General features: G+C 69.1%; 7 protein-coding genes and 3 pseudogenes. 4 read left to right on the forward strand and 6 right to left on the reverse strand.

Annotated elements, in window-relative coordinates; translation table 11 throughout:
* Window positions 1-292 precede the first annotated feature (292 nt).
* Window positions 293-724: an IS3 family transposase gene (locus ACIBB8_RS36900; protein WP_398959694.1), complete on the reverse strand. Its 432-nt coding sequence runs from the start codon at window positions 722-724 to the stop codon at window positions 293-295.
* On the opposite strand from ACIBB8_RS36900, the gene ACIBB8_RS36905 reads away from it, so the two are divergent.
* On the forward strand, window positions 654-833 hold the full coding sequence (locus ACIBB8_RS36905) for a hypothetical protein (protein ID WP_398959696.1): 180 nt from the start codon (window positions 654-656) through the stop codon (window positions 831-833). The two genes, ACIBB8_RS36900 and ACIBB8_RS36905, sit on opposite strands and share 71 nt — an antisense overlap.
* A 124-nt stretch (window positions 834-957) precedes the next feature.
* Window positions 958-1,206, forward strand: a pseudogene (locus ACIBB8_RS36910) (transposase); the annotation flags it as partial.
* A gap of 491 nt (window positions 1,207-1,697) precedes the next feature.
* Here ACIBB8_RS36910 and ACIBB8_RS36915 read toward each other — a convergent pair.
* The 3 genes from ACIBB8_RS36915 to ACIBB8_RS36925 are packed head-to-tail and all read right to left on the reverse strand — an operon-like array spanning window position 1,698 to window position 4,932.
* Window positions 1,698-2,981 carry a hypothetical protein gene (locus tag ACIBB8_RS36915; RefSeq protein WP_398959684.1) on the reverse strand — a complete coding sequence of 428 codons (1,284 nt, stop codon included), beginning with the start codon at window positions 2,979-2,981 and terminating at the stop codon, window positions 1,698-1,700.
* A gap of 38 nt (window positions 2,982-3,019) precedes the next feature.
* A complete protein-coding gene (locus tag ACIBB8_RS36920; protein WP_398959686.1) occupies window positions 3,020-4,288 on the reverse strand; it encodes a sensor histidine kinase in 1,269 nt (422 codons plus the stop codon).
* Window positions 4,279-4,932 (reverse strand): response regulator transcription factor, encoded by a 654-nt coding sequence (locus ACIBB8_RS36925; protein ID WP_398959688.1) that lies wholly within the window; start codon window positions 4,930-4,932, stop codon window positions 4,279-4,281. The genes ACIBB8_RS36920 and ACIBB8_RS36925 overlap by 10 nt, the downstream gene beginning before the upstream one ends.
* A 13-nt stretch (window positions 4,933-4,945) precedes the next feature.
* Between ACIBB8_RS36925 and ACIBB8_RS36930 the strand changes: the two are divergent.
* A pseudogene (locus tag ACIBB8_RS36930) lies at window positions 4,946-5,134 on the forward strand (helix-turn-helix domain-containing protein); the annotation flags it as partial.
* Between the two features lie 470 nt (window positions 5,135-5,604).
* On the opposite strand, the gene ACIBB8_RS36935 reads toward ACIBB8_RS36930, so the two are convergent.
* Window positions 5,605-6,252, reverse strand: a complete 648-nt coding sequence (locus ACIBB8_RS36935; protein WP_398959690.1) for a DEAD/DEAH box helicase family protein — start codon at window positions 6,250-6,252, stop codon at window positions 5,605-5,607.
* A 145-nt stretch (window positions 6,253-6,397) separates the two neighbouring features.
* Between ACIBB8_RS36935 and ACIBB8_RS36940 the strand changes: the two genes are divergently transcribed.
* Window positions 6,398-7,225 (forward strand): SDR family oxidoreductase, encoded by an 828-nt coding sequence (locus ACIBB8_RS36940; protein WP_398959692.1) that lies wholly within the window; start codon window positions 6,398-6,400, stop codon window positions 7,223-7,225.
* An 878-nt stretch (window positions 7,226-8,103) separates the two neighbouring features.
* Here the strand turns inward: ACIBB8_RS36940 and ACIBB8_RS36945 are convergent.
* Window positions 8,104-8,412, reverse strand: a pseudogene (locus ACIBB8_RS36945) (IS701 family transposase); the annotation flags it as partial.

Genomic DNA, 8,412 nt, shown 5'->3' on the forward strand with positions numbered 1-8,412 from the left:
TCGGCATGTCCCACTCAACGACCGGCACCCCACAGAGGTACCGGTCGCATCGTCAGTTCATCCGAACCGGTCATGTGCGGAGGATGGGGCTAGCCATTTCCGATGAGGAGATCACCCTCCAACAGCTCGACGACCTCCCCAACACGCCGACCACTCGCTACATCCGCGACGTCCTCGTCGTCGCCGCGGTGCTGCCGCCGCGGGACGAACGATTGGAGGCCCTGCCCCGCTGGGCGGACGCCCTCTTGGCCCAGGCACCGCTCCCTCAGCGGCAGCTCGTCACCCCCTTCACTCATTGGTATCTGCTCCACCGCATCCGCCGGGTCCACCGGCACCGCCCGCTACGCGCCACCACACAGCACCAGATGCGATCGCGACTGCGCCGGGCCCTGGAACTGCTCGACTGGCTCGACGAGCACGGCACCGCGCTCGGGGAACCGAGTGCCCGGCGGGAGAACGCGTCGTGGACGGACGCGAGGTAGAGCTTGCCCTCGCCGGTGTCGATCTCGGTCATGTCACCCCACCACAGCACGTCCGGCGCGATGGCGTCGAACCCGCGTCGCACCAGGTCGGGGGAAGCTTTCCGCTTACCCTGCCGCGTCAGCGACCTGCGTCGACGCGGCGGTCTGCGGCCCTGGAGGCCGAGCTCGGCCATGACGTCCGCGACGGTGTTCTGCGACACCTGCCAGCCCTCCTCCCACAGATCCAGCGTGATCCTCGGCAAGCCGTACGTCTTGCCCGACCGGTCGAAGAAGTACCGGATCCTCTCCGCCAGCTCGGCCCGCCTGACCTCGCGTTTCGTCGGCCGGACAGGGCGCCGGCGCCACTTGTAGAACCACGCTTCCGACACCCCCAGAGCACGGCACGAGACGCGATACGGAATGTTGCACTCGGTCTTCTGGTCGCTGATCACCCCGACGACAGCCGCCGGGTCGCGCCACAGAGGGAAGGCTCACCTACGACATCCCTCACCTGCGTAAATGGTTACGCGGCAAGCGCATCGGCGTGCGCATCGCCCGCAAAGGCATCGAGTCCAGCAGGCGGTTGGGTCGCCGAAGGTGGGTGATCGAGCGGACCATGTCGTGGCTGTCCGGTTACCGCAGACTCAGCCCCCGATACGAGCGTCATCCCCGCAACTACCTGGCCTTTCTCGGACTCGCCGCCGCCATCTGCTGCTACAAACGACTCGTCCGCCTCACCACATAGGACACGGTCTAAATGAGACGCCGTCACCGCAGGTCGCCGATCGCGGAGTTCCAAGATCGCGGTTGTTCGGTGGAGGATCCCCTTACGAACAGCCGTCAAGAACGTCTGTCCCCCGAGGTCGGGTAGCCCGGGGCTGAGCTGGGCTACCCGACCCCGCGTCGTTGGATGGCGAGGACGTTGGGTGGCGGGCCTTGGTGTTGCGCCAGCGCAGGTAGGCGTGGAGGGCCCGGGTCTGTCTGGTGACCGGCGCCTGCTTCTGGCGCATCCGCCGCCACCGCGACTGACCAGCGTGGGGCAACAGCGGGTCGATCTAAGCCATTGACGCCGGCTTCGACCGCCCACAGGAGTCCGCGGACATGGCCGGGCTGCCACAGCCGGCCGCCTGCACTGTCCACGGCTCGTCGGCATCTGCCGAGGCGGCACGGTTCTCGGCGTGGCCCGGCACACTCAACCCGCTGGCCGGATGAGTCGGCCGGGCGCTGGGTGGTCTGTCAGCCCATGTCCGTCAGGAGGGCGTTCAGTTCCTTCTCCTGCTGCGCAGGCGACATCGGCGGGTTCGAGTGATCGATGCCGAAGGTCTTCAGAACTTTGTCCATCTGGGCGTCGATAGAGGTCCAGCCGGTCTGGTCCAGCGGCTGCAGCGAGGCTTGGTCGGCATCCCACAGGTCACGCAGCGACTGGGCGGCCGCGTGCGCGCCGGTCGCGTTTCCCGAGCGTGCGTCCTTGAGCGAGGTGGAGGCGAGGGTCTTCAGCGCATCGACCTTGGTGGGCGGGAATTTCTTCACCGCCTGGCCAGGAGCCATCTGGACGGCGGAGGTGTTGTCGGTCTCCGGCGCCGGGCCGACGTGCGGCTGGCTGTGGGCCCAGACCAGCAGGCCCGTGGTGGCGACGGCCAGCAGGCCGAAGCCGGCCAGTGCGACGCGCTCCTTGCGCGGGTCGCCGGTGGCGTGGGCGGCGTGGGCGGCGTGGGCGGCCTCGTAGGTCTCGGTCACGTCCGAGCGCGTCACCGTCAGGTAGACCACCGTCGCCAGGATCAGGCCGAGGAAGATCAGGCTGGTGGTGAACGTGCCCAGCGCGAGACCGGTCGGGTCACCCGGGTTCTGGGCGACCTTGGGGGAGGCCAGCCAGTCACCGATGTTCGCGCCCAGCGGGCGGGTCAGGATGTAGGCGAGCCAGAAGGACAGCACCGGGTTCGCGCCGAACTTCCACAGCAGCGTGATCGCCGCGATGAGGCCGAGCGGCAGCAGGACCGAGGCGCCCGGGCTCCAGCCGGTGAGCTCGAGGGTCCAGTCGCCGGTCGCGGTGCCGAGCGCGAAGGTGACGAGAACGGCGAGCCAGTAGAACGACTCGCGCGGCAGCGTCGTGACCGAGTGGATCGAGAGGGTGCGCTCGCGCAGCCACCACACGCCGAAGACCACGGCGAGCAGGACCGAGAACACGGCGGAGCTGATCCACAGCGGCACGTTGAGCTGGTCGGTGAGGATGTCGGTGTACAGGGTGCCCGTGACACTGACAACGACCACGGTCAGCCAGTAGGGGAACGGGACGTACCGCTTCAGCCGCAGCTGGACGGCCAGGACCACCACGAAGACCGCGGTGAAGATCCAAGCCGTGTTCACCAGGCCGACGCCCAGCTTCATGTTGATCCAGTCGGCGAAGCTCTCGCCCACGGTGGTGCACAGGACCTTGATCACCCAGAACCAGATGGTGACCTCGGGAACCTTGTTGAGCATGAGGCGCCCACTGCGCGTTCGGGCTTCCGTTGTCGTTGTCATGCAGGGAGGTTTACGGAGGGAACCTGCAAGCAACCTGACTACGTGGCTGCGCGCGCGGCCGGGAGTGTCACCTCGACGTGCCCGCGGCCGTCCGCGATCGCGCGGACCTCCACACCGGCCGAGGCGGCGATGCGCCTGACCACCGGCAGCCCCAGCCCGTACCCGCCGCCGCCGGTCACACCCGCTTCGAAGACCCGCTCGACCTCGGCGGGATCGAACCCTGGGCCGTCGTCCAGGACATCGACCACGATGGCCTCGCCCTGGTTGCGCGCGGTGATCCACACACGGGACTTCGCATGCCGCAGGCCGTTCTCCAGCAGGGGTGACAGCAGCGACACGGCGACTTCGGGCGCCACGGCCACCTCGACCTTCGGCGGAAAGGCGATCTCGACCGCGCGACTGCCGATCGCCTGCCGCGCGGCGGAGCACAGATCACACCGGGTCCCGTCGTCCGTCCGTGCGCGCGCGGCGCGCAGAATCGTCGTGATCGCCGCATCGAGGCGGTCGACCTCGCTCAGCACCGCCTCCGGCACCACAGGCTCGCCGGACAGCTGCGCCAGCTGCGCCTCGCCTCGCAGGACCGTGAGCGGTGTCCGCAGTTCGTGGGCGATCTCGTCGGTGAGCCGACGCTCGTCTGCCAGCGCGTTGTCGACGCGCTCCAGAAGGTGGTCCAGGGTCTGTCCCAGTTCCCCGAACTCGTCGCGGGGGACTCCGAGGTTGAAGCGGCGCCCGGGTTCGTGATGACCCCAGTCGTCGGCGAGGGCGGCCATCTCGTGCACGACCCGCAGCGCGCGGTGCACCACGAGGTGCGCGACACCGCCGGCGAGGACGATCGTGAGGCCGCCCAGTATCAGCGACAAGGTCAGGCTGCGCTGCTCGGATGTCTCGTAGGGCGTGAGGTCCACCCGGACGATCACCATGACGTGGTGGCCGTCGACCGGGACCTGCCGCGCGTACAGGAGGTGGTCGCCGACGGTCGCGGTCTGCGATCGCCCCGAGTCCGCCAGCTCCTCGACGCGGCCGACCACGCTCGCCGGTACGTTCCCGTCGATCAGACGGCCGTCGGCATACACCCAGGCGACCTCGTCCAGCGCCTCGCTGCTGTTCTCCGTGAGCACGACACGGCCGCCCTTGGCGCTGACGTTCGCCGCGACCGCCTCGGCGCGCGTACGGGCCAGATCGTGTGCGTCGGCGTCCGTCACCCTGCTCAGCAGCACGTGCGAGACGACGACCAGGATGGCGACCACGGCGGTGGCGATCAGCACAGTGAGCGCAACGACGCTTCTGCGGAATCCCGTCACTGCCATCGGTAGCCCACGCCGCGCACGGTCGCCAGACGCTCGGCCACACCCAGCGGACCGAGCTTGGTCCGCAGCCGGCGCACGTAGGAGTCGAGGGTGTTGTCGCTGACCTGCGCTCCGTGGGGCCAGCCGGCGGCGATGAGAGCGTGGCGGCGTACCGCGTCGCCCGGCGAGGCGATCAGGCGGCCCAGTAGCCGGAACTCGGTCGGGGTGAGGCTCATGCTCACCGCATCGTAGGTCACCATGTGCTTCGCCGGATCGAGGACGACCTCGTGCGGTGCGGGCGCCACGGTGGCCCGGCGCAGCAGCGCTCGGACGCGGACCAGCAGTTCCGGGATGTCGAAGGGTTTGGTCATGTAGTCGTCGGCGCCGGCCTCGAAGCCGCCCACCTTGTGATGCAGGCCGTCCAAGGCGGTGAGCATCAGCACCGGCGCGTCGACGCCGCGAGCCCGGAGCGCCAGGCAGACATCGCGGCCGTCGGCGTCCGGCAGCCCGAGATCCAGGACGACCAGCTGGGGCGCCGGTGCGAGCTGCCGCAGCAGGCTGTCGGCCGTGGCGGCGACGGAAACGGTGTGCCCGTCGTGCTCCAGGGCGCGCTTGAGGACGCCACGGACCGCCGCGTCGTCTTCGCACACCATGATGAAACCCACGTGCTGACCCTAAATAGTCCGGCCCCAATTCTCCATCTTCCCTGATCAGCCGCCTGACGGTCGAGAAAAGCTGGTGCAGGCGGACGAGCACACCGTCCCGGACGTGATCCACAGGTTCAACGAGATCGGCCTGGCCTGCCTGGACCCTCGGTGGGCGAGAGGCCGTCCCCGCCTGCTCAGTCCCGACGACGAGGACTTCGTCGAGTCCCCGCACCACGCCGTCCCCAGGGCAGAAGGCCACTGGACGCCGCAGCGCGTCGTCGTCGCCGGGAGCGGTGTCGTGGTCGGTGGTGCCGGGGGCGGGGAGGTTGAGGGTGGACCGGAGTTCGCTGTCGATGATGGTGGGCACCACGATGCGGCAGTCGGCGGCCACTTCGTCGGCGACTGCCTGCGCCAGAGGGTAGTCGAAGATCTTCCTTCCGTAGACGGCTTCGTTGTCCATCGAATTGGTGAAGGCGTCTACGCCGATGTCGGTGTCCCGACGGCTGGGGCGGGGTGTGCGGGGGTTCGCGGACCCGGCTAGGAGGGTGCTGAAGATCTTGGCCGGATCAGCGAGCGGCGTCTGGTGCGTGCAGCTGCAAGGCGCCGAAGCGGCCTCATAGCGGAGCTATCAGGCCGTTTTGGCAACGCCGCAGATGTGCGTGCAAGGCGTCGGGAGCCCGGCCAAGATCTTCAGTGCCCTCCTAGGTCGGGGGCGGCGAAGCTGCGCGGGGTCGCGGTCATGTAGAGGCGGCGCTCCGCGCGGATGCGGGTGGCGTCGTTGACGACGGCCCACTTCTTGTCCGGCCGGCCTGCGATGCGATGTGCCTCGTCCATGATCGCGAGTTCGAACGGCGGAACGCTTAGGCCGGTGTGCCGGCAGGCTGCCTCGATCTTGTCGAGGGAGTCGTAGGTGCAGATGACGGTGAGGGCGGGCAGCTGGTCGGCGCCGGGGCCCACGACGGACATCGCCGCAGCCAGGGCAGCCGCGTTGCTGGTCGAGCCGACCCGGTTCGCGTACAGCTGGTCGTGGCCATGGGCGTCCATCGAGGAGACGATCACCATGTGCTCCCGGTGGCCGTCCGCTCGCCACGCCAAAGCGGTCTGCGCGGCCAGGTCCAGCGTGGGGACCACCACCAGGACCAGCCGCAGGCCCAGCACGTCCACCAGCCGGATCGCGACCAGCGTCTTGCCCGTCCCGGTCGCCGACACCAACAGACCCCGGGTCCCGGGCCTGCGCAAATGCCGGGCCGCCGCGTCCCGCCCCTTCATCTGATGTGGGCGCAGCACCCGGGGCTCCCGGCGCGGACGCGCACTGCTGATGCGGACGGAGTCGGCCATGAGGTCCATCATCGCCGAGTCGCAGTGGCCTTCCGGCACTGTTGCCGCACTCACGATCGTCGAGACAGGGGTGCTGCGTGCACGAGGCCATGGCCCTTGGTCTGTGGTGTTGCCGGTCGGCTAGGTGGGTCTAGGGTGTGGCGTCGTGACCGTTTTGATCGTCGGTGGGTCCGGGTTCCTCGGTGCCGAGCTGCGCCGGCAAGCGGCGTTGGCCGGCCACCCGACGGCCGCGACGTACGCGACCAGGCCCGGGAGCGCCGCCGGGGTCACGTGGCACGCCCTGGATCTGCGGGATCCCGGACGTGTGGACGCGACCTTGGCCGAGGTCCGGCCCCGTGTCGTCGTCAACGCGTCGAGCGGCGGGCCGGATTGGGCGGTCACAGCCGAGGGTCCTGTCCGGTTGGCGATGGCGGCGGCAAAGTGCGGCAGCCGTCTGGTCCACGTCTCGTCTGACGCCGTTTTCTCCGGGTCCCGTGTCCGCTACGAGGAGTCCTGCCTACCCGACCCTGTCACTCCTTACGGGGCGGCCAAGGCCGCGGCGGAGACAGGGGTCCTTCTCGTGCATCCGGGCGCCGTGGTCGCCCGGACCTCGCTGATCATCGGCGACGGGCAGTCCGCGCACGAGCGCGCTGTGTACGAACTGGCCACTGGGGCCCGCACCGGGGCCCTGTTCACCGACGACATCCGCTGTCCGGTGCATGTGGTCGACCTAGCCGCGGCTCTGCTGGAACTCGCGTTGGCTGATGCGAGCGGCATCCATCATCTCGGCGGAAGCGAGGCCCTGAGCCGTCACGAACTCGGCCTTCTCATCGCCAGACGCGACGGACTCGACGAAACCCGACTGCCCACGGGCCTGCGGGCTCACAGCGCACTGCGGGGGCCTCTTGATGTACGCCTCGACAGCCGCGCGACCCAGCGCAGACTGCGCACCACGCTGCGCGGCGCCCGCCAGTTCCTCACCCCGACGGCCTGAACGCCCGGAGCGCGGCGGCCGGAGGCACGCCTCCCGGAGCAAGTAAGGCCCCTGCGTGCGCCACACGTGGATACGACGAGGCCGACCGCAACGGGCTGCCCGGTAGCGGCGGGCCGGCCGTGGTTGGTGACCACGCGCGCTGTCAGCGGTTTTCGGCGAGCTGACGCTGCGGCATGAGAGACGTGCCGCCCATCGGTGTCTGGGGCGTGATATCCACGCCGGAGCCGTGGAGTTCAGGAAGATCGTGAACCAGGATGATCTGTCCACCGCATCAATGGACCCGGTACGAAGCGGCTCTTCCCCGGCTTGCCGAAGGATGTCGACACTGTCGGCCAGGCCATCGATCGTGTGGCCACGCTTCAAGGAGTGGTGCATTCGACCCCGGAAGACGCCCACGTGCCGGTTGGCCGGGACCAGGCCGTCCCAGACGACGAAGTCAGCCCCGGCGATCAAGGCGTTACGTGCAGGCCCGCATGCCGGAGTCTGTTCGTGGAGCATGGCGATGAGGTCGTCGCGAGTCACACTGTGCCCCGCCGACAGGAAGACCAGTCATCGGCTATGTGTGACAACTCCCGCGCCTCTCTGGTGACAGTCCGGCTGCTTCGACCTGGTTTCTGTGCAGCCTATCCCTTCAGTCGTAGATCAGTACCGTCGCTGTAGTTTGCTCGGCTCTGTTCGGCGAGGGTCGTGGGGTGCCGGGTGCGGCTGAGCGGCTGCGGTTGCGTCGGCGGTGACAGGCGCGGGCGAGGGCCTGGTGGTAGCGGCGCCAGCGTGACCAGTGCAGCCCGTGCAGGATCCGCTCCTTCGGTGCGGGCTGAGGGGCCATCACCTCAAGGAGTCGGCGGACCTCGTAGGCGGTGTAGGCGATCGGGGCGGTGTCATCGAGGCTGGTGGGACCACGGAAGTCCCCCTCTCTGCCCCGGTGGCCAGCCGGGCCGGGGAGTGGCCTGTTCGCGTGCGGCGGCGGCCTGGGCGACCAGGAAAGCGGCGGCCAGTTGCGCCAGGGTGATGTGTCGGTACCAGCCGTGGAAGGAGCGCACCTCGTAGTCGGCCATCCCGGCCGCCGACTTGGCCAGCTTGATAGCTTCTTCGACCCGCCAGCGCGCGCCGGGCACCAGTACCAGCTCCTCCACCTCGGTCTCCTGCGGGCCCCAGGCCAGGTAGTAGTCCCGCTTGTCGGGTTCGGC

It is taken from the genome of Streptomyces sp. NPDC051286 (genome assembly GCF_044455345.1).
Classification (GTDB): domain Bacteria; phylum Actinomycetota; class Actinomycetes; order Streptomycetales; family Streptomycetaceae; genus Streptomyces.

Bases quoted from the DNA above. Each gene is read 5' to 3' on its own strand.
- ACIBB8_RS36905 (WP_398959696.1), top strand. From the start codon at position 654: ATGACGTCCGCGACGGTGTTCTGCGACACCTGCCAGCCCTCCTCCCAC.
- ACIBB8_RS36915 (WP_398959684.1), bottom strand. From the start codon at position 2,981: ATGACAACGACAACGGAAGCCCGAACGCGCAGTGGGCGCCTCATGCTC.
- ACIBB8_RS36920 (WP_398959686.1), bottom strand. From the start codon at position 4,288: ATGGCAGTGACGGGATTCCGCAGAAGCGTCGTTGCGCTCACTGTGCTG.
- ACIBB8_RS36935 (WP_398959690.1), bottom strand. From the start codon at position 6,252: ATGGCCGACTCCGTCCGCATCAGCAGTGCGCGTCCGCGCCGGGAGCCC.